Consider the following 23411-nt stretch of genomic DNA (forward strand, 5'->3'; position numbering starts at 1 on the left):
ACACTCAGCTATTTTCTTATCAACACACTTCCCGCAGGATTTTTTCTTTTCCTATTAGTATTGCTTTCTTTCCCAATGGTAAGCACATTTACAATCAAAAAAATATAAACCCTAACATTTCGCTAGGGTTTACGATTTTTTCTTCTCCTTCTCCGCCCGCACAAACTCATGAAACATCTTCATCAGCGCTCGCTTCTCGATACGCGATACGTAACTTCTTGAAATCCCAAGCACCTTCGCGATCTCCCGTTGCGTTTTTTCTGTTTCCATGCCAAGACCGAACCGATTGACGATTACTTCCTTTTCCCGTTCATCCAAAATATCAATATACTCCCGAATCTTCTCAAGCTCCATGCTGAGCTGAATCGTATCAATCACATCTTCCGATTCGGATTTTAAAATATCAATCAAAGAAATCTCGTTGCCCTCTTTATCTTGGCCGATTGGATCATGCAGCGAAATATCCTTCTTCGTCTTCTTCAACGCCCGCAAATGCATTAAAATTTCATTCTCAATACAACGCGCTGCGTACGTCGCCAACTTCGTCCCCTTCCCTTGCGAATAGCTCTCGATCGCCTTAATTAATCCAATTGTCCCGATGGAGATTAAATCCTCTGCGTCTTCGCCCGTGTTTTCAAACTTCTTTACTATGTGCGCCACCAAACGAAGATTATGTTCAATTAAAATGTTGCGAGCTTCTGCGTCGCCCTGCTCCATGAGTTCTAAGTATCTTCTCTCATCATCCGGTGACAGCGGCTGTGGGAATGCGTTGTTTTTGACGTACGATACGAAGAGAATCAATTCTCGTACTAAGTATCCGATTGCGGCTAACATGCTCACCCTCTTCACCCCCGTGAAAAATAGTGTTCGTTACTATATGTATGTGGGCGCAGGGATGTCCGTGTTTGTACAGGGGAAAAAGATAAATTTATTTGGGGGTGTGAGCGGATTGGTTGCAAGCGGGATTGTAAAGGCACAAATAAAAAGATGACTGCAATCAGCCATCTTGTATTGTTTACGTAATCAGTGTTATCAGAAGATAAATCTCATCTAAAATTTCGAATAAACCATAAAGTATATAATTTAAAAATAATAGGCACGCACCGATGCGATAAATGCTGTCTATTAATATCTTAATAAATAATGATAAAGTTTCAGAAGTGTATGGAAACACTGCCATCAAGATTGCCAAGATTGAACTACCCACCACTTACTCGCTAACGCTCGTTGAAGTGGGGGATTCCTAAGAACACCAGCCTATCGGCCAGTTATGGATTAGGCTACCCCCGTCGCTCCGACGGTTGAGAGACGAATCGCTTCGTTTCTAAGATTCTGTCCTGCGTTTAAATCTCGATCGTGATGGGTTTCGCAAGAGGGGCATGTCCACTCACGCAAATTGAGATTCTTCACGTCTTTATGTTTGTAGCCGCAACAGGAGCAGAGCTGACTGCTTGCAAATGTCTTGGACACAACAACGATTTGCTTGCCGTACCATTTGGCTTTGTACGCCAACATCGTGCGAAACTGCGACCAGCTTACTTCACTGATGGCTTTGGCAAGGTTGCCATTCTTCAGCATGTTCGACACCTGCAAATCTTCTATCCCGATGAGATCATGGTTTTCGACCACATAGGTAGAAATTTTCTGCAAGTAGTCTGTTCTGGCATTCACAATACGTTCATGAATACGAGCAACTTTGATGCGTTGTTTGTTCCAATTGGCAGAGCCCTTTGTACGTCTGGACAGAAGACGCTGGGCGTTCGCCAATTTGGCTTCCAGCGTACGAAACCATTTTGGATTCGAGAATACTTCTCCTGTACTTAAAATGGCAAAGTCCTTGATTCCTAAGTCGATGCCAACGCTTGATTCCGTTTTCTGTTTGAGTTGTACCTCTACTTCTGTCAATAGGGATACAAAGTATTTGCCAGATGGATTTCGCCTTACTGTGGCATTGAGAATACGGCCTTCCACTTCACGGCTTTTGGCAAATCGAACAAGGCCAAGCTTAGGGAGCTTCATGTAATTGCCCTCTACTGCAATGTTTCCATTCGTATGCTTTGTGGTATAGGATTGGACTTTGTTTCGTTTGCTTTTGAAGCGCGGCGCGTCATTTTGTTTTTTGAAAAAGCGTTTAAAGGCATCGTCAAGGTTCTTGAGGGAAGATTGCAAGGCGACGCTGTCTACTTCTTTCAGCCATGGCACTTCTTTTTTAAGCACTGTGAGCTGTTTCGAGCAAGCGTTGTACGTCAAACCTTCACCTGTTGCCTTGTAGGCATCATTCCATAGGGTAAGGAAGCGATTGAATACAAAGCGACTGCACCCAATGGTTTTATTGATGAAGGTGGACTGTTCTTTGTTTGGGTAGATACGGAACTTGTATGCCTTGTTAACTAACATGATGCTTCACCTCCTTGTTCCATATAGGTAGTATAACACGTATACACTGGAAGAATAAGGAAATTAAAGAAAAAAACAAACAAATGTTCCGTCCGCTACAAACACACGATTGGAAAGGTTGGATTTCTACAAAGAACAGAAAGGGTTTGGCACTCGTGCACAAATGATCCTGTATCTTCTGCAGATAACAGTCGGACAATCGGGATGGCATATAACCATCCCTTGTCCGAAGGCGATTCATCTCCACCCTACTCATTGGGCTGCGCCCTTCCCATTCCTTGAGGATGGGGTCTTCTCGCCTACAAACGATAAATATACTATGGATGTATATGGAAATGCAGAAATTGTCGGAAAATGATGAAGATTAATATTATTATGAAATACAAATTCATGTTACTATTGCATTGAAGAGATACATCAATAGCCATTAATGTTAAGGGAGAGATTTCAACATGATTCAAACAGAGGTTGTTATTGTTAGTGCTGTAAGAACTGCAATTGGAAGCTTTGGAGGTAGTTTACAAAATGTTTCCGCGCCTTCGTTAGGTGGAGTTGTCATCAAAGGAGCACTTGAAAAAGCTGGGGTAGATGTAAATCAAGTAGATGAAGTCATCATGGGGAACGTCTTACAAGCTGGACTAGGACAAAATCCAGCAAGACAAGCTGCTATTGCTGCAGGCTTACCTCAAGAGGTATCAGCCCTTACTATTAATAAAGTATGCGGATCTGGTCTGAAAGCGGTTCATTTAGCAACACAAGCTATTCTTGCCGGCGATGCAGAAGTGGTTGTGGCAGGAGGCATGGAAAATATGAGCCAAGCTCCTTATTTGCTGAATGGGGCTCGCAACGGATTTAAGATGGGGAACCAAAACTTAGTAGACAGCATGATTCAAGATGGATTATGGTGTGCCTTCAATGACTATCATATGGGGATTACGGCTGAAAATCTCTGTGATACATATAGCATTTCACGTGAAGAACAAGATGAATTCGCTGCTTGGAGTCAGCAAAAGGCTCAAGCTGCAATCGAATCGAATCGCTTTGCTGATGAAATCGTTCCCGTAGAAGTACCAGGTCGAAAAGGGCAAGTAACAGTATTTGCTCAAGACGAATTTCCTCGTTTCGGCACTACAGCAGAAGGATTAGGAAAGCTTCGTCCAGCGTTTAAAAAAGACGGATCTGTCACAGCTGCTAATGCTTCAGGAATTAACGATGGTGCTGCGGCATTTGTCGTAATGAGCCGTAAAAAAGCAGATGAATTAGGAATTAAACCATTAGTAACGATAAAAGCGAATGCGAATGCAGGTGTGGATCCAAGCATTATGGGAATCGGTCCTGTTCAAGCAGTGAAAAAAGCTCTTGAAAAAGCAGCTATCCAATTAGAAGATATCGATTTAATTGAAGGAAACGAAGCTTTTGCAGCTCAATCTATTGCAGTGGATCGTGAACTTCATTTTAATAAAGAAAAATTAAATGTAAATGGCGGTGCTATTGCGCTAGGGCATCCAATCGGTGCCAGCGGTGCCCGCATTTTAGTAACACTTATTCACGAAATGTTAAAACGTGATAGCAAGACAGGATTAGCAACACTTTGTATCGGCGGCGGACAAGGGGTAGCGACAATTGTAGAGCGCAGCTAAATCATGTGAGAAAGTTCTGGTACAAGAAATCTATGATTTTCTAGGCTGGATCATAATCAAATACCCTCCTATCGTTTTTAGATAGGAGGGTATTGTGTTTACATAACCCAGATTACCGAAAGTAAGTAAACAAATTTTGTTACTATATATGAGTGAATTATAATTTCGACATGTCCATATGCTATGTGCAACCAAAAGGGAATATTGTATGCTTCTTCTCTCTGGTTTACCCTTGCATGAACCAAAGGTTTGACCGCTTCTGCACGTCTTTTGATCTCTCCCCACTATCAACGGTTTTTTATTCACTTGTATATAATTTAATTCGAAGGAGATATGTAAAAAAGGTGAAGCTTTATTTATTGAGAAGCATCTACCAAACAAAATTACTGGATTCCCCTAAACAAGTAAAAAGCCGGCATCATACCATGCGGCTTTCAAAATGTGGGCATCGGCTAATTCGGTTTCTGCCAGTTTGTTTTGCTGTGTACAACCCTTCGTCTGCTTGACGTATCAGTTGTTCAACGAAAATATTGTTTTTATGGTTGATGGTGGAATATCCGATTGAAACGGTTATTTTTAACTCTACATTCTCATTTACGACAAATACACTCTGTTCTACAGACGTTCGTATCCTGTTTGCTATCGATCTGGCAGTAGTAGAATCGCAAGCTGGCAGAATGATACTAAATTCTTCTCCACCATTGCGGGAGACGATGTCCACAGAGCGACATGACTGTACCAGTATTAACCCCAGCTGTTTAAGCACTGCATCGCCAGCCGGATGACCGTACGTGTCATTTACTTGCTTGAAGTAGTCAATATCAATGAGAAGCAGGGATAGATCTTCTTTATGCTCCATTGCCTTTGAGAAGGCAGAATTGATCGCATAGTCAAAGGAACGAGCATTATTCAAACCCGTTAGGTAGTCTTTTTGGGCATCCTCCTTTAGCTTCAGATAGTTGTCATGAAATCGCCAAAGGTAAGAGGTAAGCAAATGAGTCATTATAGTGCCACTTGCAACAGCAAAGACGTATTGGACTAATATAGTGAATCCTTTTTTCCATTCGGGTATAATGAAGTGAATGGAAGAACCGATAATTGCAATGAACGATATAGTCATGAAGAGCCATTTTTGTTCCCTTTTCATGCTGGAATAAGAAATGAATGAAAATGCCGTTCCTGCTAAAGTAAGAACAACAACGTTAACAAGGGATGAATAAGAGATGGGATAGAACGTCAATCTGCAAGTAATGATGATGATTGTCGCCACGAGAGTGGATACCCATCCACCTACTTGTGCGGCGATCATCATGGGAATGCTTCTAAGATCAATCAGCAAACCACCTTTTAAGTGGATGCCAAAATGCATAAGCACCACACCGAATAGCCCATATAAAACTCCTTTGCTGATTCTCCTTTCCATAAAGGATTTTGATGACACACTCTCTCTACGAAAGCATAGATGTATCAGAAATATCCCGGTGCATAATATGGAGAAATTCACAAAAAAATCTTCAAGTATCATAATATTAAATATTCCCTTTCCAAGGCATTCAGTAAAGATTTAACATAATATCTTATTATCGGTAGTAATCGTTATTTATTATCTTTCCAATAGCTCTAATTGACTATGTACAATCGGCTCATGTTCTGTACGTTGCACATAATGATAATTTCCTTCTTGGTCTTGCTCACGAGCTTTTACATTGTCAGCCAACCACAGTGACAGCCATGTTTGAACTCGCTTTTTCAAACGACAATCAAAAATGGGAAAAAGAATTTCTACACGATTTACCATGTTTCGTGTCATCATATCAGCAGACGAAAAAAAGATTTTTTGTTCACCATTATGATGAAAATAATAGATACGACTATGTTCCAAAAAGCGACCAAGGATACTGCGTACTGTAATATTTTCACTAACCCCTTTTATACCAGGTCTTAAAAAACAAATGCCCCGTACAATAAGATCGATTTTCACCCCTGCACTCGAGGCTTCATAGAGCTTCTTAATTAAGATTTTATCCGTTAGTGAGTTCATTTTCGCGATAATATGGCCATTTTGATATCTGTTATGGAACATAATTTCCTGATTAATCAACGAAATAAAGTCATTTCGAATATCAAATGGTGCTACTGATAAATGGTGATAGGTTGATTTTTCCATATAACCACTTAAATAATTAAAAAAATTCGTGGCATCGATTCCGATTTTGCGATTCGCTGTGATTAAACTTACGTCTGTATATATCTTAGCTGTTGCATCATTGTAGTTACCTGTTCCTAAATGAACAAACTGTTCAATTCGTCCGTATTTATGACGCACAATGAGTGTAATTTTACTATGTGTTTTTAAGTGCGCTATTCCATATATCACATGACATCCTGCTTGTTCCAGTTCTTTTGCCCAATGCACGTTATTTTCTTCATCAAATCTGGCTTTCAATTCCACTAAAACGGTTACCTGTTTTCCATTTTCCGCTGCGCGTTTCAATGCCTGAATAATGGCAGAATCACCACTGACACGGTATAAGGTTTGCTTAATCGCTAATACATCTGGATCGTCAGCGGCATCTGAGATAAAATCCACTACTGGTTCAAACGATTCGTATGGATGGTGAAGAAGAATGTCTTGTTCTAATGCTTTTTCAAAAATGTTTTCACCAGGCTCTATATCTTGTGGTGACTTCGGAATAAAGGTTTCATCAGTAAGATGTTCATGTGTTGTTTCAATACATTTATAGAATGAAAATAAAAAGGTTAAATCAAGCGAACCCTCGATCATATATATGTCCTTTTCATGAATTTCAAGTTCTTCCTGTAAATATTTTAACAGATTTGGATCGTAACCAGGACCTTGGATTTCAAGCCGAACCTCAGCCCCCCATCTTCGTTTCTTTAATTCTTTTTCAATTTCAAGAAGTAAATCACTTGCCTCGGCTTCATGGATAGTCAAATCTGCATTTCTTGTAGCACGGAACGGGGTTACACTTTTGACAGTAAATCCTTTAAATAATTTATATATAAAATATGCGATTATATCCTCTAACAAGACAAATATTCTTGTTTCGGGGGTATCTGGCAATTCTACAAAACGCTGTAATATAGCTGGTACTTGTACAAGTGCTAATTTTCCCCTTAATTGTCCAATTTTCATATTTTTTTCTTCCGTTTCCTCAATTACAACTGCTAAATTTAAACTTTTGCTTAATGGCTTTGGAAATGGACGATACGCATCAATAGCCATTGGAGTTAAAACGGGGAAAATTTGTGTATCAAAATACGTTTCCAAAAAGGACAGCTTCTCTTTACTTGCTTCCTCCATTGAAATAATGGAAACACCTTCGTCTTCCAGTTTAGGGAGAAGGCAGTCTTTATATATCCGACATTGCAATTCAGTCATTTCATATGTTTTTTGAGAGATGAGAGACAGTTGTTCTTTGGGAGTCACGCCAGCTTTATTTTCTGATTTCTTAAATCCTGCCTTAACTTGATCTTTTAACCCTGCTGCACGAATCATAAAAAATTCATCTAAATTCGAGCTGAAAATCGCGAGAAATTTAAATCGTTCTAATAAAGGGTTTCTTTCATCGATTGCCTCTTCCAACACGCGTTCATTAAATGCTAACCAACTTAATTCACGATTGTTATAGTATATAGGATTATCTAGATTATTTGTTTCCCCTACCACAATAGCTTCTTTCATTACAAATTCCCATCCTTTAATTCACGTTGTAAATCCAAATTTTATTAAATTTATACATTTTTATATTTAGTTTATATAGATTAATAAAATTCATTTTAACACCAAAAAATTTATTGTAAATATAAAATTAAAGAGTTTTTAGGATTATCGTTGCTAAACAAGAACAACATCACATTTACAAATATATATGAGTGAATAAAAAAAACGTCTTTCTATAAGCACACATAAATACCCATTCATTTCCTTTTTATTTATTTCATAGTAATTCCTGAAACATGAATAATATAAACATTAAGATTCAATTACAGATTTCTTAACAAAGGATGAAATTGCTATTTATTCATTATTGATGATACAATATTCATTATGAAATCTACATAATGATAGTGTAATAAACATGTTTTCAGCATTTAAACGATTCTTAATAGGAAGACATCTAAAATCAACCGCCTTAGGCGAACAAAAACTAAACATATTAAAGGCTTTGGCTATTTTGTCTTCTGCCGCTCTTTCTTCCACAGCTTACGGAACCGAGCAAATTTTGTTGTTACTTGTTCATTCACTATACTTCAATTTTAAAGCTATACAACTACATTTTCATTACTATTAAAAAGGTGGATTAGACATGGCACAACAACATCTGAAACGCGAACTGCAGCCGCGCCACATCAGACTTATGGCAATAGGCGGGATGATTGGGACGGGAATTTTCAAAGGAAGTGCAGATACGATTTCAGCCGCAGGACCCGGCATCATTTTTTCTTATTTATTTGCAGGATTTCTTCTACTCATTGTTATGACCGCATTAGCGGAAATGGCTATTGCTTATCCAGGTTTAAACATTCAAGGGATGATTCAAAAAGCTTTCGGTTCTCGTTTCTCCTTTGTCATCGGTTGGCTCTACTGGGTTGACTGGATTTTGGTTATTATTGTTGAGATTTTGGCAGGTGCAAGCTTTTTGCAATACTGGCTCCCATCTGCTCCGTTATGGCTGCTCAGTTTAGCATGTACTGCACTGATTGTCGCGATTAATTTAATTAGCGTCAAACTTTACGGTGAAATCGAATTTTGGCTTGCGAGCATCAAAATCATTACGCTTATTTTATTTATTTTGCTTGGCTTCGCCTTATTATTTGGACTCATTCCTAATCATGAAGCAGTCTATTTTGAAAACTATACCAGTCACGGCGGATTCCTTCCAAAAGGATGGGGAAGTGTTTTCACCTCCCTCTTAATAGTAGTCTTTTCTTTTGGAGGTTCAGAATTAATCGGGGTGACTGTAACAGAAACAAAAAACGTGGAACAGACGCTTCCTAAAGTAATAAAAGGGGTTATGTTCCGAGTAATTTTATTTTACACATTACCTATTCTTGTTATCAGCGGGCTCATCCCTTGGAACGAAATAGGAAAGCAAGGGAGTCCTTTCGTACAGGTTTTCTCTGCAACTGGATTACAAGGTGTAGCGCATATTATGAACTTTGTTTTATTGACCGCTGTGCTATCGGCTGCCAATTCAGGAATGTATGCTACTTCCCGCGTGTTGTATTCGCTGGCGCAAAATAACGAAGCCCCCGCTCTATTCTCCCGCCTTACTAAGCGCGGTGTTCCTATCTGGGGGATTCTTGTCAGCTGCATCGGCTTGTTGATTGGAGCTTTTGTTGCGTTCCTTACACCAGAGCATGTCTTTGCCTATTTGATGTCCATTCCGGGCTTTACTGTTTTGTTTATTTGGACTAGCATCTGCCTTGCACAATTCAAGTTGCGCAAACAGTATCCTAAAATCCCGCATTTTCACGTGTGGTTATTCCCGTACAGCACTTTATTTGCAGCAGCAGCCTTGGCAATTATTTTTATCTTCTTCTTGTTCAACGCAGGCAATATAATTAACTCCATTGTATGCGCAAGTATTCTCATCCTTTTATCTCTTCTGTCCGTTCTGGTTGGAAGAAAGGAATCGAAATAATGACCCTTAGCTTAAAAAGGAGCATTATTTTATATTTACAGTAAAATGAGCAATAAGAAAGAAGAAAAAAAGCCGTGTGAAACGGCTTTTTTTCTGTCTCCTGCCTCTGCAACACAGTTTGCTTTCTTTCTCTTAATCAATACTTGATTTTCCCTCTTATCAGTACGCAGCAGTTCAAAATTCCCAAACATGTGCATACAAACAAAAAAACAAAACGTCTACAAAGGCGTTTTGTTTATAAAATTAGAAATTTCTTATATATTTTTCATTCTTCCATCATCATTCTTTCATTTCGCTCCAACATTCCTGTTTTACACTAAGAACCAGTAAGACATGACGAAGTGATACAACAGCAACATCATCACTTCCAAATTCGAGTGAAAGGAAGCTTCGTGCTTGTTTCTTTCCTCTTATTTACTCCATTACATGAGAAAGATTACTCTCAGGCAGGAGGTGAAAATATGAAAAAGAAAGGGAAGAAACACAAGAGATTACGTTGGTTGAAATGGTTCTTCATCCTTCCGCTTTTTATCGCTATTATGTTCTTTGGATTACATAGCATAAAAATGGAGAAATGGGCTCACGAGAAACAACGATCTGAACATGCAATTCTTTCCCAAATAGAGGGACAAGCCTTCTCCGCAAAACAAGAGCGTCCCGCTAATTTTGAAGGAGATATTTCAGATAAAAAGTATGGCGATGAGAAAGGCGAACATAGCCATAAACATCATGATGAGAAAAGTGAAAAGGGAAGTGAACATCATAAAGAAGAGTTTGACGGCATCTTCTTTGTCCCATTCCTGTTAGAACTTGGTCTTGTTCTCTCTGGCTGGCTGCTTCTTCGCAGGTCTGAAGGAAATACGGCTAAAAAATGGACAGGCATCCTGCTCCTTGTTGTCGGTTTATTCCCGCTGCTCCCGATCCTTGCACTGGCTGCAGGCATTACCTGGGTATATAAGAAGTGCAAGCAAAGAAAAGAAACAACAAGCTGGATGGCAGACGACCATATGTACAGTTTTACACCAACATCGTATAACGCAAATATTTTAGATGAATGGGAACGAAACATTCGTAAGGAGGAGAAGTAAAACATGGGTATTATCAAACGCATTCGAAATATTGTCATGGCAGATGTTCACGAGACGCTGGACAAACTGGAAAACCCGATGAGCATGCTGAAGCAATACTTGCGAGAAACAGAAGAACAGATTGCAAAAGCACAGCATGCTTTATCGCAACAACTATACCTGGAGAAGAAATATGAAGCACTGATTGCGGAAGCAGAGGCTCTTGTCGCAAAGAGAGCACGTCAAGCTGAGCTCGCTGTGTCACGAGATGAAGATAGTATGGCACAATTAGCGTTACAGGATAAGATTACAAACGAGAAAAAAGCCGCATTGTATCGTGAACAATATGAAGTAACAAAGCAACAAACAGTAGCTTTATATGAGCAAATTGACAAGCTACAAGAGAAATATCAGGAATTACAACATAAACAGCTCGTGCTCGTTTCCCGATTGAACGCTGCACAAGCCATCAAATCAAGCAACGCTGCACTTTCTTCCTTCCACACAGAAAATGCAGTAAAGGGCTTTGCACGTGTAGAAGCCTATGTTCAGAAACTAGAAGCGGACGCGGCAGCCAGCAACTACTTCTATCAGTTAAATCACACTGTGAAAGCACAAGTGTTAGATCCGCAATTGCAAGAAGAAGTACAACAAGCACTGGAGCAATTAAAAGCAAACAAATAGTCCCCTTTTTCATAGATGTATAACATGGAAAAAGCTCCTCATTCTTCCCCCTCCGGATGAGCGGGCTTTTTCCATATTTTATACTGACCATCGTTTCTCAACCACACATGCTCCATTAGAAAATTCTCATCTGGTTCTTTTATTAATCATTCGTTGGACTCGCAGAGCAAATCGCAGCAAGCGAGATACATATTCCAAAGCTTTGAACCCTCATCATTCTGATTAGAAATAAATGCGCCACTGTAAAGCAAAAGGAGAAGAACTTATTCTGTTCTTCTCCACCCCCAATTATTGATTTACTGGTAATAGAAGTGTTACCACTGTGCCTTCTCCTTCTTGACTCTCCAGCATAATACGACCGCCATACTTCTCAATTAAACGCTTTGCGATTGCCAAACCAAGACCGTTGCCACCTTGTTTGCGGCTTCTTGCTTTGTCTACCCGATAGAAACGATTTAACACATACGGCAGTTCGGCTTGAGGTATGCCAAGCCCTTTGTCTTCTACACGGATGAAAATGTGTCCGTTTGTAATTCCACTGCGCAGAATTACTTGCTTCTCTTCCTCCTTTGCATACTTCACAGCATTATCAATTAAGATAACTAATACTTGTTCAAAGTAACGAGCTGGCATGCTTGTTCGTGTATCCCCGGCCTCTAGCAGGCATTCAAACATAAAATTAGGGTACAATACTTCAAAGTTCTTTGTTACCCGTTCGGTAATGCTGTCTACATCAGCAGCCTCTATCGCAACAGAGTGTGTTTGCTCCGACTCTGCACGGGACAGCTCTAACAGTTCTGCCACAAGACTATTCAAACGTTCTATTTCCTTCAAGCTGGATTGAAGTGACTTTTGCAGGACTTCAGGATTATGTTTCCCCCAGCGATTCAGCATGGATAGATGTCCATGAACAATGGTTAGCGGTGTTCGCAATTCATGAGATGCATCTTCGACAAACTGCTTCTGCTGCAAAAATGATTCTTCCACATCATCCATGAGCTCGTTAAACAATCTTCCCAGCTTTGCAAGCTCATCTCGGTTATTCCGAACAGGTACGCGTTCCATCAGACCATTTGTACGAATTCGATGCATGGTATCCGTGATTGTCTGTAAGTTGGACAACAATTGGTTTGCAATAATTCTTCCGCCAAAAAAGCTTAACAGCAGCCCTCCCACTCCAGCTGATATCATCACGATAAAAACCTTATCAATAAACTTATCAAACATATCCATGCTTCTGATAATTTCAATGGTTCCAGAAAATGTCCCGAGCTGAATCGGTTGCCGCATGACGAGCAAACGATCTTCATGATGATGTTTAATTGTATATTGCCGAGAATTTACGTGCTCAGGGGGAATCCAATCTGGCTCCACTTCATTCGAAACAGTAACAATCGGGTGACCTTTGTCATCTGAAATCCGAATGAGCTGATGCCTATCATTAATGCTGGAGAGAAATTCCTCGCTCTCTGCAACAGTTTGCGCAGACAAATTCTCCTTCTTATCTGTAAGATATGCTTGTACTTCTTGCAGCTGGCGACTGCCTTGTTGTTCCTCATAGTTCACCGTCCAATGATCCAGAACAACGTATTGCAGCAGATTATAAGAAGCGAATAAAACAAATAAAAGGAAGGTAGACCACAAGGTCAACTTCCACTTAATTGGGAGGTTATGAAGGAAAGAAGCGATAAAAATCCAAATTCGTTTCATCATCGCATCACATACCCTGCACCGCGTACGGTGTGAATATATGTTTCTTTATCTGAATCGCTCAATTTGTTGCGCAGATACCTGACGTACACGTCTACGACATTTGTTTCTACAGCTGACTCATACCCCCATATTTGTTCCAAAAGTACGTCTCTTGTTAGCACGCGATTGATATTCTTCAGGAACATTACAAGCAGCTCAAATTCTTTATTCGTCAGTTCAATCTCCTGCTCTTCCTTTTTTAAGATGCGAGATTCCACATCGAGTTCTAAATCTTTAAAACAAAGAAGCATCTTCTTTTCCACTTCTCGCTTTTGTTCTCTTCTAAAAATGACACGCATCCGTGCCAGCAGCTCTTCAATTGCAAACGGCTTAGATAAATAATCATCGGCGCCGCTGTCAAGCCCAGTGACACGGTCCATCACACTGTCTCGGGCTGTCAACATAATAATAGGTGTGTCTTTTACTGCTCGTAAACGGCGGCACACTTCAATCCCATTCAACCCGGGAAGCATAAGATCTAACAGAATCAAGTCATACTCATTTTGTGTAGCTTCCTCTAGTCCTTTCCGGCCGTCATATACAGCAGCGACTTCATAGCCCTCGTACTTCAGTTCCAATTGCAAAAATTCTGCTAGACTCTCTTCATCTTCTACAATTAAGATACGCTGCATCTCTTACCCCTCCTATATTATCAGGTGAATCAGCCACCTGTATCTTCCTTCTCCGCAAATATAACATAGAACAGCCTATAATCCTCCTGTTGCAATAACTATATACTCCGCAATCGGCCTGGTCTTGCTTAGTTCAAGCATAGGATTATCACCGGTGAGTATACCTAAAACTATATAAGTGAATGATAAATTCGACATTTCCATGTGCGATGTGCAACCAAAAGGGAGTATGGTATGCTTCTTCTCTCTGGTTTACCCTTGCATGAAACCAAAGGTTTGACCGCTTCTGCACGTCTTTTGATCTCTCCCCACTATAAAAAGACGATTTTTTTATTCAGTTTTATATACATCACACTCGTTCCTGATACTAATGGTTTCCCTTGTGTTATGCATATCTTACACTTTTCTTTTTAAAGGACACTTAATAGAAAGTAAAAGAGACTTAATAAATTGATGAGAAATTTCTCATAAACGAAATTCTTCGGTTGCTTCAAAACAATGAAATTGGGAATTATGTTTTAAAATTATAAGCAACATTTTCTAACCTTAAAAACTTTTCATTTCCTTCTCATAAACTTCTCATGTACGATTCATGAAAATGTTGGAGAAGCGGTTTATAGTACAAAGTAAGCATCGCCCATCGTTAGGAAAGGATTATGTGACATTCCATTACGGTTATACGCTACTGTTTAGCAATTTGTTTTTAGCATTATTGGCACTACCATTTCCCAGCACATATTTACATGCTCTATGATTAAGACTTTCATATGAACCTCTGCAGTTGTTTGATTAGGTAACTGGGACCACAATGGTATCAAATTCATTATATTAAAAAACACTTGTTCGTATCAACTTTAGATATGTTGAATATTTTCTCACGCATCGTCTCCTGTATCCTAATATAACGGGATTCTTCAAAAAGCTTAACAAGCAAAAAAGATAAGGGATAGTACATCATTTGAACGCTTTTATTATGAAGTAGTATACAACAAGTATGTAGTCTATAAGAAAGAGCTTTTAGTAAATTACTGTAAAGGATGAGGATTATGATAAAACAGCCTAAAATATTACTCATTACAGCCAGTTTCGGAAATGGGCATTATCAAGTATCGAATGTATTAAAGCATGCATTCGAGGAATTTGGGGTAGGTACCGTACAAGTTCATGATTTATATGCTGAAGCATATCCTCGTTGGAATGAAATAGCAAAGTTTCTATATAAACAAGCATTCACATATGGTTCATTTTTCTATAAACACTTCTTCTATTTCATGGACAAAATGTATGGAACAAAAGCTACTCATTGGTATGTAAAACTAGGCGAGCAAAGGCTCGAGGCTCTTTTACAAACCGAACAGCCTGATATTGTTATCACTACATTTCCAGTTGGAACGGTTCCTGAATGGAGGAAAAAAACAAAGGGGAAATTTCAGCTTTACACAATTGTAACAGATTACTGCCTTCATCGCACATGGCTTCATGATGAGATAGATCGCTACTATGTAGCTACAGAAGAAGTAAAGCACAAAATTCTCTCAAACGGAATTCCGATTGAAAAGATATATGTAAGCGGAATCCCCATCCGAAAGGAATTTGAAAGTATTAAAAGTTATGGGGATGTGATACAAACATACAAACTAGATCCAAATCGAAAAAAAATCCTTATCTTGGCTGGTGCGCAAGGGGTTGTAAAGAATATCAAATGGATTACGAGTCGCCTGTTGCGTGAAAGTGACACCCAAGTGATAGTAGTTTGCGGGCGAAATGAACGCTTGTATAATCAATTACAAAACATACAAACAATGTATAAACATCAACTAAAGGTTTTTGGATATGTAGAACATATTCATGAATTGTATGAAGTAGCAGATGTAATGATTACAAAACCTGGAGGCATTACTTTATCAGAAGCAATTGCCAAAAAACTTCCGACCATTTTATATAAAGCTGTTCCAGGCCAAGAAAAAGAAAATTCCATGTTCTTTGATATAAAAGGAGCCTCAATTGTTTTGAGGAACAAAGAAACAGTTGTTCAAGAAACATTGCATTTGCTATCTCACTCCAATAAATTGGATAAGATGCGTACAGCGTTAGAGAATTTATACAAAAAAGAAAGTTCTCACCAAATCACGTCAGATATCCTGCACTCTTTTTATCAACATAAGGTAGCGCAAAATGCTAATTAAGGAAATGGAATTTCGGTTTTAGCAGAAATACCCTGAGATATCATTCATCATTTTCATTAAAATCTAGACAAACATATTAGACCGCGGGATGCTATTATGTCTTTAGTTTTTACAAGCTTACCTATTGGAATATTAAAAAAATCACTTAACCATAAAAAATAGGGTGACAAATTAGAGATACTGGTACTGCTGCTCCATAATTGGAAAAGAAACACGATACAGATGAACCTGTATCGTGTTTCTTACTTTACTTATCTTTAATAATAGCTTTATATTTTTTATAATTAACATAAGGCAGATATATCTATATAAGTCCACTTTGTTATTCCGACATATCTATCGTTTGCCACGTAGAACAAAAGGGAAACTGCACTCGCTCCCTCTCTATGGCTTACCCCTGCATGGGCCACGAAAAGGGTTTGACCGCTTCTATGCTTAGTCGGATGCTCTCTCCCCCCTAAAAGAAAAGTTTTTATGTCGATTTTTTAGTTGCATTTATATAGTGCTGTTTCTAGCTTAACTTAATTCTGTTTTCTAGCGGAATCATTTCATCTATCCGCACACATGTATAATCCCGAAATCGGATCTCTTTGAAAACATCCTCTAATGCCTTGATGGTGTGTAAAGGTGCATCTATATCGGCTCCCCATGTTTCTCCACTGTCGTGTAAAACAATGACAGCTCCTCCGTGCATCTTATGAAGCAGTCTTCTTTTAATTCTTTCACTCCCGCCCCTACTTCGCCAATCACCTACCATTATAGACCATAATACAACCTGAAATTTTTTGTGTAATAAAAAATCAAACAAGTTTAATAATCCCCATGGAGGGCGGTAGTAGACCGGACGCACACCTGTAATTCGTTCAATAATTGAAGCGGAACGATTCAGTTGACGACGTACTGTCCAAGGTGTCATTAACCAATTGGACCGATGTACATAATTATGAATTCCAATCAAATGTCCTTCTTGATGCATACGAATAATCAATTCAGGAACTTGTTCTGCTTTCGAGCCTAAGACAAAAAATGCGGCTTTGATATTATATTTCTTTAGAAGATCAAGGAGTTGTGGTGTATACTTCGGATCGGGACCATCATCGAATGTGAAGGCTACCTCATGGTTCGTGCGGCTTCTTTGAAATACACCTAAACCTAAACCGCGTGACAGTATACTTGGAATAATTCCATATGCCAACAATAGAGTTAAAGCCGTCCATAGTAATATATTCTCCATGTTAAATCTCTCACCTCACTGTATTACATATTGTTATCTATATCAGATTTTGTAATTAAGACTGAAATTTAATAGGCCTATCCTGAGCAAGTTTGGCAATGGGACTAGGTTCTTGATGGCTTGCCCGAACAATAACATCCAGAGCGGCAGCAGTGGCCGCTTTTGCATGAAATCGATTCGCATTCTCTTTCATGTTCGATAAGAACTTTGGATTACATAACATGTTGGAGAGTTTAGTACGTAAATCAGTAAGATTTTCAGCCTGTACCGCGACTCCCGATTGCACCAAAAATCGTGCATTATCCTGTTCCTGTCCAGGCAGAGGGTTATAAAGCAGCATAGGCAACCCCATCGCTAGAGCTTCTGAAGTTGTTATTCCGCCTGCTTTTGTAATAATAAGATTAGAAACAGCCATGAGCTCATGCACATAGTCAATATATCCCGCCAAATGGATACGATGCTTCGAGTGCTTCAGTCCCTCTCTTACTTGATGCCGCAATTTCTCATTGTGACCACATACAATCAGAATCTGTATCGGTTCTGGTAACTCATTTAAAACTTGAAATATTGATAATCCATCGCCCATCATTCCGTATCCTCCACCCATCACCAGTATCGTAGGCACCTTTGAATCTAACCCATATTTCATAGCCAACCTTTCACTGGAGTGGAAATTAGAAAATGCCGCTTTAATAGGGATTCCTGTATCGGTGATTTTATCATCTGGAATTCCTTGGCGATGCAAAGCTTGTCGAATCAGGCTTGATCCGACGATATATTGGTCAGTATAAGGATGAATCCAATAGCTGTGATCGGTATAATCTGTAATAATGGTGACAGTTGGGACAGTTGTTAATCCGTATTCCTTTAACTTCGACATGATTGCTGCCGGATAAGGAAATGTACTCACAACTACCGACGGCTGAACCTCCTGCAATAACTTTAACATTTGACCCTTCTCAAGTGATAAAATTGTTTTAAGACTCATTGAAAAGGAATTTCTTCTCCTAGTTTTTTGATACAAATAATCATATATAGCAGGAAAAATTTGAATTCCTTTCATATAGAGATAATGACTAGCAGGATATAGGTAAGGATGAGCCCATGCCATAAAATCCAAAACAACTGATTCCATAACCGGTTGGCGTAGCTGCGTAGCTTCATGAATCGCATAGGCAGCCTGTTGATGTCCTTCCCCAAAGGTGCTAGAAAGAATAAGAATCTTATCTCTTCGGCTTGGTTTCATATATATTAGCTCCCTTGTTCCATATCTTCAAGTTCATTCTAGCTGACCTCCTACAATCCTTTCTTTCTCCTGTAGTTTTTGAATCCTATCTCAAATTTCGATTTTTTTATAAATAAAAACATAATTTATTATTAAAATGACGAATACGATACTTATGAATACAGAAAGCGCTCCTCCTTCTCTTATCCATACAAAAAATAACGCCTTATGCGTACAGCCTAAAACAAGAATACAAAAAACGAGAAGTACACTGCTAATTTTATTCAACACCATTTACTTCTGATACCAACATAATTATTATTAACAGCATTTTAAGCCGTAATTTAAGATATAACCTAATTGTTACCTAATTATAACATCTAATATAAAAGAACCTATGTGCTACATGCATAGGCTCTTTTTATAACTACATATCATTTTGTGACGTATGGTTATACCTTAATAATATAGGAACCCGTTTCGCTAATTTATCATAAGTACTATCAGTTGTGCGAAAGGCTCTGCCTTAAGCATGATGCTGTGTGTTTCTTTTTCTAGTCAAGACAATTAGATAGACGATGGATGCCAATATTGCAACTACCATAACCGGTTGAACATACGGTTTCGCCATTTCATTGACTCGTTCCCAATTTGATGCGAGTTTCTGTCCAAGAAAAATAAAAAAAGCTGACCATGGAAGAATAGCCAACGTCGTATACACGGTGAATTTACGGAACGACATCTTAGAAATACCTGCTGGAATCGAAATGGCATGTCTAACGACCGGAATAAAACGGGCGGTAAAAATAACTCCTACCCCATACTTCTCAAACCATGCTTCCGCTACACTAATATGTTTCTCACGTATCAAAAAGAACTTGCCGTATTTTTTCAGAAATGCTCTTCCACCGAATTTCCCAATCCAATACAAAAATAACTGTGCAATGACTCCCCCAATCGTGCCGACCAGAATTGCCCCTAAGAAATTGATTTCCCCTCGTGAAACGAGATACCCTGCATATGCCAACACAATCTCACTTGGAATCACCTCTACCATTAATCCGAGAGCAATTCCTGCGTATCCTAACTTCATTAGAATGAGTAAAAAGGAATGAATAAATCCGCTCATATATTTTCTCCTTTAAGATATATTGCAATGACAACTCCTACTAAAAATAAGATGGACTAATGCCTCTTCTATAAATAAATTTGATTGAATATCACCTTCTGCATAAAAAGTACTCACTTTCTACTCAATACATTTTGTAGTTATTTTACATATTGTTTTTTAAGTTAAACTGAATAGATATTAAAAAATTGATTAGAATTACATTAAAATTTTCTCATAATTATAGATTAATGCATACTTAAGCAGTTCCTACTCACAAGCTGCTTCATGCTAAAAAATCTCCTTCGTACTATTACATTTGGCTTCTTTGCTAGTCATTCGATTGCGAGTTCCTGGGTAGGAGAAGGAGACTGTGCCGGAAATTTCAAAGCACCTGCCCGTGCTCAGTCCTTTTTTAGATGGGCATAGTGTGCCTGCTGCGTGTAGTAAAAGACAAACCCTTTTAGACGCCTCCCTGTGTTTGTAACGAAACATACAGATTGATTCGTTTGTTTGTCGTATACTGCGAGCAGCATGGGTTGTAAACAAAGGAAAGAATTCTTATCTAAAAAAAGAAAGTGGAAGTCTCCACTTTCTTTTTAGGAATTTTTAAGTATACAGAATTTTTAAAATATTATCAAGAGAGGTGTTTCTGTGAAAATGATATTTCCTTATTTACACCCCGTGATATACAACAAGGATATACCCGTAGGTTTTATCGCCCCTAGAGGACACCTTGAAGGGTTTGACCGCTATCTCACACGGAGGCTGCTCTAGTCCATCCCGAAAAAAAAACAGTTTTTTTCATCCGGGGATGCGGCTAAGCCATGCGGGTTTCTTTAAGACGAAACACCTTAGTTCCTAATTAAAACTTTTAATTCTTCTTCGTATTCCGTGATCGCCGAGTCTAGAACAGCTAATCCATAATCGATCTGATCTTTATTTACCGAAAGAGGAGGAATCATTCGAACTACCTCACTTGAATTTCCACAGAAATAAAATAATACTCCCTTTTTCAGTGCAATGTCCAAAATTTTAAATAATCCCTCTCCATTCGGAGTATGCGCTTCTGGATAAACAATTTCAATCCCTATCATTAGTCCGATAGCACGAATATTACCAATAACAGAATGCTTCTTCTTTAGCTCATGGAGCTTTTGTACAGCATAGCTTCCCATTTCTTTCGCATTCTCTACAAGTCTTTCTTCCTTCATGACTTCCAATGTAGCAAGCGCAGCCGAGCACGCAATAGGATTTCCTCCAAAAGTAGTTCCATGCGTTCCAAGGGGCCATTGCTGCATTAATTCTTTTGATGCAACAGTTGCACTAAGCGGCAGACCGGATGCAATTCCCTTTGCAATTGCCATAATATCCGGCGTTACGCCAAATGCTTGAGCAGCAAACCAATCGCCTGTACGTCCAAAACCTGTTTGAACCTCATCGAAAATTAACAGTATGCCATGGCGATCGCAAATCTCGCGGATTTTCTTGAGCCATCCTGCCGGCGGCACAATATATCCCCCCTCTCCCAAGACAGGCTCCACAATGACACACGCCACTTCTTCCGGAGTTACCTGATGATTGAAGAGAGTTGCAAAATCTCTTTCTAATTTCTCTATACAATATAATTCTGGGTCCATACCTTGCGGACAATCTTTCGTACTTGCATATGGAATTTGATACGTTAATCCATTAGGCTGTAAAAACTTTCTGTATTTGCTTTTTGAAGTAGTTACACTCAAAGAGCCCATGGAACGCCCGTGAAAGCAGCCGAGAAAAGAAATGACATACGGTCTCTTTGTAACATATTTCGCTAGCTTAATAGCACCTTCTATCGCTTCTGTGCCGCTATTGGCAAAGAAGAAACAGTCCAGGTTCCCAGGCAGGATTTTCCCAAGCTCTTCTGCCAAGCGTAAAATGGCTTCATACATAATGACTCCAGATGGACCATGCACAAGAGAATCGGCACCGTCTTTAATGGCTTGTACAACTTTAGGATGACGATGTCCAACGTTCGTCGTCGCGATTCCTGATGTGAAATCCAAATACTTTTTGCCATCCAGCCCATAGTAATAGCATCCTTCTTCTTTTATTACCGGCAGATTTGGATGATCTTTAGCCATGCTTGGGGCTAATAGCTCCGGCATTCTTTCGATTAAATGGCTCCAATTTGTAGTCATATGAATTCTCCTTTGCAATGATTTATTTTCCTAGTGCTGCTGTTGCTATCCTTGTGTGTAAAGATAATTTTTATATTTTATTTAAGATGGCTTCATATCAACATCTCTATTGACCATTTTGCTTTTCTGAAGGAAATTTGTTGCTTACAGGATCAAATTCAGTTTCTCGCGAGTTCTATGCTTTCACTTCCTTAGGATAAAATCTGTTCTTCCTCCTGTGAATGCATGATTAAACTTGTTTCATTTTTGCTAAAAAGTAGAGTAGTGACGCACATCACTACAACCCCCGCTGCAATCCCGTAAAGTATCGGATTCGTAGCGCTTAATCCTTCAACCGCAAGTCCTCCCAGAACAACAATTGTACTCACAATAATCGAATAGAAGCCTGCTTTTGCTGTAGCTCGTTTCCAGAAAAAGCCCATTACAGTAGGTACAAAAATCGCGCCTGATAAGATCGCATATGCCACATCTAATGCTACCAATATATTTTGAATCCAAAGAGCAAACACAATTGCCAACAGGCCAACCGTCAATGTAGTGACACGTGATACGAAAACAAGCTGCTTATCGCTAATATTTTTTAAAACGTGTTGTTTTAAAAGATCATTCGTTATAATTGTGGAGGACGCGAGCAATGTACCTGAAGACGTAGACATTAGAGCCGAGCAAACCGCTGCTAGTATAATCCCTAGAACACCATGCGGCAGAATGGAAATTGCCATATGTGCAAATACATTCTGCGGATCAGCCAAGTTAGGCAGTAAAATCACTCCGCACATTCCAATAATACTCAGAGCGACCGCATAAGCAACGCTGTATGCACCTGCGAAAATCGCGCCCCATTTAGAGATTTTCGCAGTTTTCGCCGTGAAAATACGCTGCCAGATATCTTGCGAGACTACCATGCCCAGGGTGTAAAGCATAAAGTATTGAAAAATCTTATCATACCCCATGTTGGACAAATCGAAATAATTTGCTGGGAGCGTCGCCGTAAGCGCTTTCCAACCACCTGCATGAGAGAGCGAGATTGGAAGCATAATGAAAAACACACCTGTTGTTTTGACAACAAACTGGATGATGTCTGTAACCGTTACACTCCACATGCCACCGAGGATCGTATAAAACACCACAATTCCGCCGCCTAAAACCATGGTTATCTTTAAATCCCAGCCAAGAAGAACGTTAAAAATCGTGCCGATCCCGATGACCTGCGTCACTGATACCATGAGCGTATAAATGGCGGCCACCACGCCGCTAATGAGCCTCGCTCGCTCATTATAGCGCTTTCCTAAAAGTTCACTGATAGTTAGTACTTTATATTTCGAAATTTTAGTGATAAAGAAAAGACCTAATACAGCGATACCAAGCCCAATCGAAAACACAAACCAAGCACCGGAAATACCAAATTTATAACCAAGTGAAGCCGTCCCGATTGTCGAAGCACCACCTAAAATTACAGCAGCCAGGCAGCCGAGATACATGAAAAAGCCAAGGTTCCTACCAGCCAGAGCATAATCCTCGGATGTTTTGGCTCTTTTGGAACCGATAACCCCAACAATAATTAGGAGTGCAAAATATAGAAGAACCTCAATAATATCGATTTTGCTCATTAAGAATGCACCTCTCCTCAGTATTTA

Annotated in this window: 16 protein-coding genes; 5 read left to right on the top strand and 11 right to left on the bottom strand. The window is 39.3% G+C overall.

Features of this window, described 5'->3' with window-relative positions:
• Nucleotides 1–129: 129 nt before the first annotated feature.
• Together sigK and tnpB are read right to left on the bottom strand one after the other, a co-directional pair.
• Nucleotides 130–840 carry an RNA polymerase sporulation sigma factor SigK gene (sigK, locus tag H540_RS0102510; protein WP_028399278.1) on the bottom strand — a complete coding sequence of 237 codons (711 nt, stop codon included), beginning with the start codon at nucleotides 838–840 and terminating at the stop codon, nucleotides 130–132.
• Between the two features lie 435 nt (nucleotides 841–1275).
• Nucleotides 1276–2397, bottom strand: a complete 1122-nt coding sequence (gene tnpB, locus H540_RS0102515; RefSeq protein ID WP_028399279.1) for an IS200/IS605 family element RNA-guided endonuclease TnpB — start codon at nucleotides 2395–2397, stop codon at nucleotides 1276–1278.
• A gap of 452 nt (nucleotides 2398–2849) precedes the next feature.
• Here tnpB and H540_RS0102525 point away from each other — a divergent pair, with 452 nt between their 5' ends.
• Complete coding sequence (locus H540_RS0102525) at nucleotides 2850–4037, top strand: acetyl-CoA C-acetyltransferase (RefSeq protein ID WP_028399281.1); 1188 nt, start codon at nucleotides 2850–2852, stop codon at nucleotides 4035–4037.
• 418 nt (nucleotides 4038–4455) lie between these two features.
• Here the strand turns inward: H540_RS0102525 and H540_RS0102530 are convergent, their stop codons facing one another.
• Nucleotides 4456–5562: a GGDEF domain-containing protein gene (locus H540_RS0102530; RefSeq protein ID WP_028399282.1), complete on the bottom strand. Its 1107-nt coding sequence runs from the start codon at nucleotides 5560–5562 to the stop codon at nucleotides 4456–4458.
• Nucleotides 5563–5640: 78 nt separating this feature from the next.
• On the bottom strand, nucleotides 5641–7743 hold the full coding sequence (locus H540_RS0102535) for an RNA degradosome polyphosphate kinase (protein WP_034670182.1): 2103 nt from the start codon (nucleotides 7741–7743) through the stop codon (nucleotides 5641–5643).
• 625 nt (nucleotides 7744–8368) lie between these two features.
• Between H540_RS0102535 and H540_RS0102540 the strand changes: the two genes are divergently transcribed.
• The 3 genes from H540_RS0102540 to H540_RS0102555 all read left to right on the top strand — a co-directional run bounded on the left by H540_RS0102540 (nucleotide 8369) and on the right by H540_RS0102555 (nucleotide 11457).
• Nucleotides 8369–9706: an amino acid permease gene (locus tag H540_RS0102540; protein ID WP_028399284.1), complete on the top strand. Its 1338-nt coding sequence runs from the start codon at nucleotides 8369–8371 to the stop codon at nucleotides 9704–9706.
• A gap of 461 nt (nucleotides 9707–10167) precedes the next feature.
• Complete coding sequence (locus H540_RS0102550) at nucleotides 10168–10794, top strand: hypothetical protein (protein ID WP_028399285.1); 627 nt, start codon at nucleotides 10168–10170, stop codon at nucleotides 10792–10794.
• Between the two features lie 3 nt (nucleotides 10795–10797).
• The gene (locus tag H540_RS0102555) at nucleotides 10798–11457 is read left to right on the top strand and encodes a PspA/IM30 family protein (RefSeq protein ID WP_028399286.1); all 660 of its coding nucleotides are present in this window, start codon (nucleotides 10798–10800) and stop codon (nucleotides 11455–11457) included.
• 288 nt (nucleotides 11458–11745) lie between these two features.
• Here H540_RS0102555 and H540_RS0102560 read toward each other — a convergent pair whose 3' ends face one another.
• Together H540_RS0102560 and H540_RS0102565 are read right to left on the bottom strand one after the other, a co-directional pair.
• Nucleotides 11746–13170 (bottom strand): HAMP domain-containing sensor histidine kinase, encoded by a 1425-nt coding sequence (locus tag H540_RS0102560; RefSeq protein ID WP_028399287.1) that lies wholly within the window; start codon nucleotides 13168–13170, stop codon nucleotides 11746–11748.
• On the bottom strand, nucleotides 13167–13841 hold the full coding sequence (locus H540_RS0102565; protein ID WP_028399288.1) for a response regulator transcription factor: 675 nt from the start codon (nucleotides 13839–13841) through the stop codon (nucleotides 13167–13169). Before H540_RS0102565 ends, H540_RS0102560 begins: the two co-directional genes overlap by 4 nt.
• A 1046-nt stretch (nucleotides 13842–14887) precedes the next feature.
• On the opposite strand from H540_RS0102565, the gene H540_RS0102570 reads away from it, so the two are divergent.
• Nucleotides 14888–16027: an MGDG synthase family glycosyltransferase gene (locus H540_RS0102570; RefSeq protein WP_028399289.1), complete on the top strand. Its 1140-nt coding sequence runs from the start codon at nucleotides 14888–14890 to the stop codon at nucleotides 16025–16027.
• Between the two features lie 511 nt (nucleotides 16028–16538).
• Here H540_RS0102570 and H540_RS0102575 read toward each other — a convergent pair.
• From H540_RS0102575 to H540_RS0102600, 5 genes are all read right to left on the bottom strand, one after another.
• The gene (locus H540_RS0102575; protein ID WP_028399290.1) at nucleotides 16539–17261 is read right to left on the bottom strand and encodes a polysaccharide deacetylase family protein; all 723 of its coding nucleotides are present in this window, start codon (nucleotides 17259–17261) and stop codon (nucleotides 16539–16541) included.
• Between the two features lie 55 nt (nucleotides 17262–17316).
• A complete protein-coding gene (locus tag H540_RS28800) occupies nucleotides 17317–18507 on the bottom strand; it encodes an MGDG synthase family glycosyltransferase (RefSeq protein ID WP_051316961.1) in 1191 nt (396 codons plus the stop codon).
• Between the two features lie 505 nt (nucleotides 18508–19012).
• On the bottom strand, nucleotides 19013–19615 hold the full coding sequence (gene uptA, locus H540_RS0102590) for an undecaprenyl phosphate transporter UptA (protein WP_028399291.1): 603 nt from the start codon (nucleotides 19613–19615) through the stop codon (nucleotides 19013–19015).
• Between the two features lie 833 nt (nucleotides 19616–20448).
• Nucleotides 20449–21774, bottom strand: coding sequence for an aspartate aminotransferase family protein (locus H540_RS0102595; protein WP_028399292.1), 1326 nt, complete (start codon nucleotides 21772–21774; stop codon nucleotides 20449–20451).
• A 191-nt stretch (nucleotides 21775–21965) separates the two neighbouring features.
• Nucleotides 21966–23384 carry a sodium:solute symporter family protein gene (locus tag H540_RS0102600; protein WP_028399293.1) on the bottom strand — a complete coding sequence of 473 codons (1419 nt, stop codon included), beginning with the start codon at nucleotides 23382–23384 and terminating at the stop codon, nucleotides 21966–21968.
• Between the last annotated feature and the right edge of the window lie 27 nt (nucleotides 23385–23411).

The organism is Ectobacillus panaciterrae DSM 19096, from assembly GCF_000430785.1.
Classification (GTDB): domain Bacteria; phylum Bacillota; class Bacilli; order Bacillales; family Bacillaceae_G; genus Ectobacillus; species Ectobacillus panaciterrae.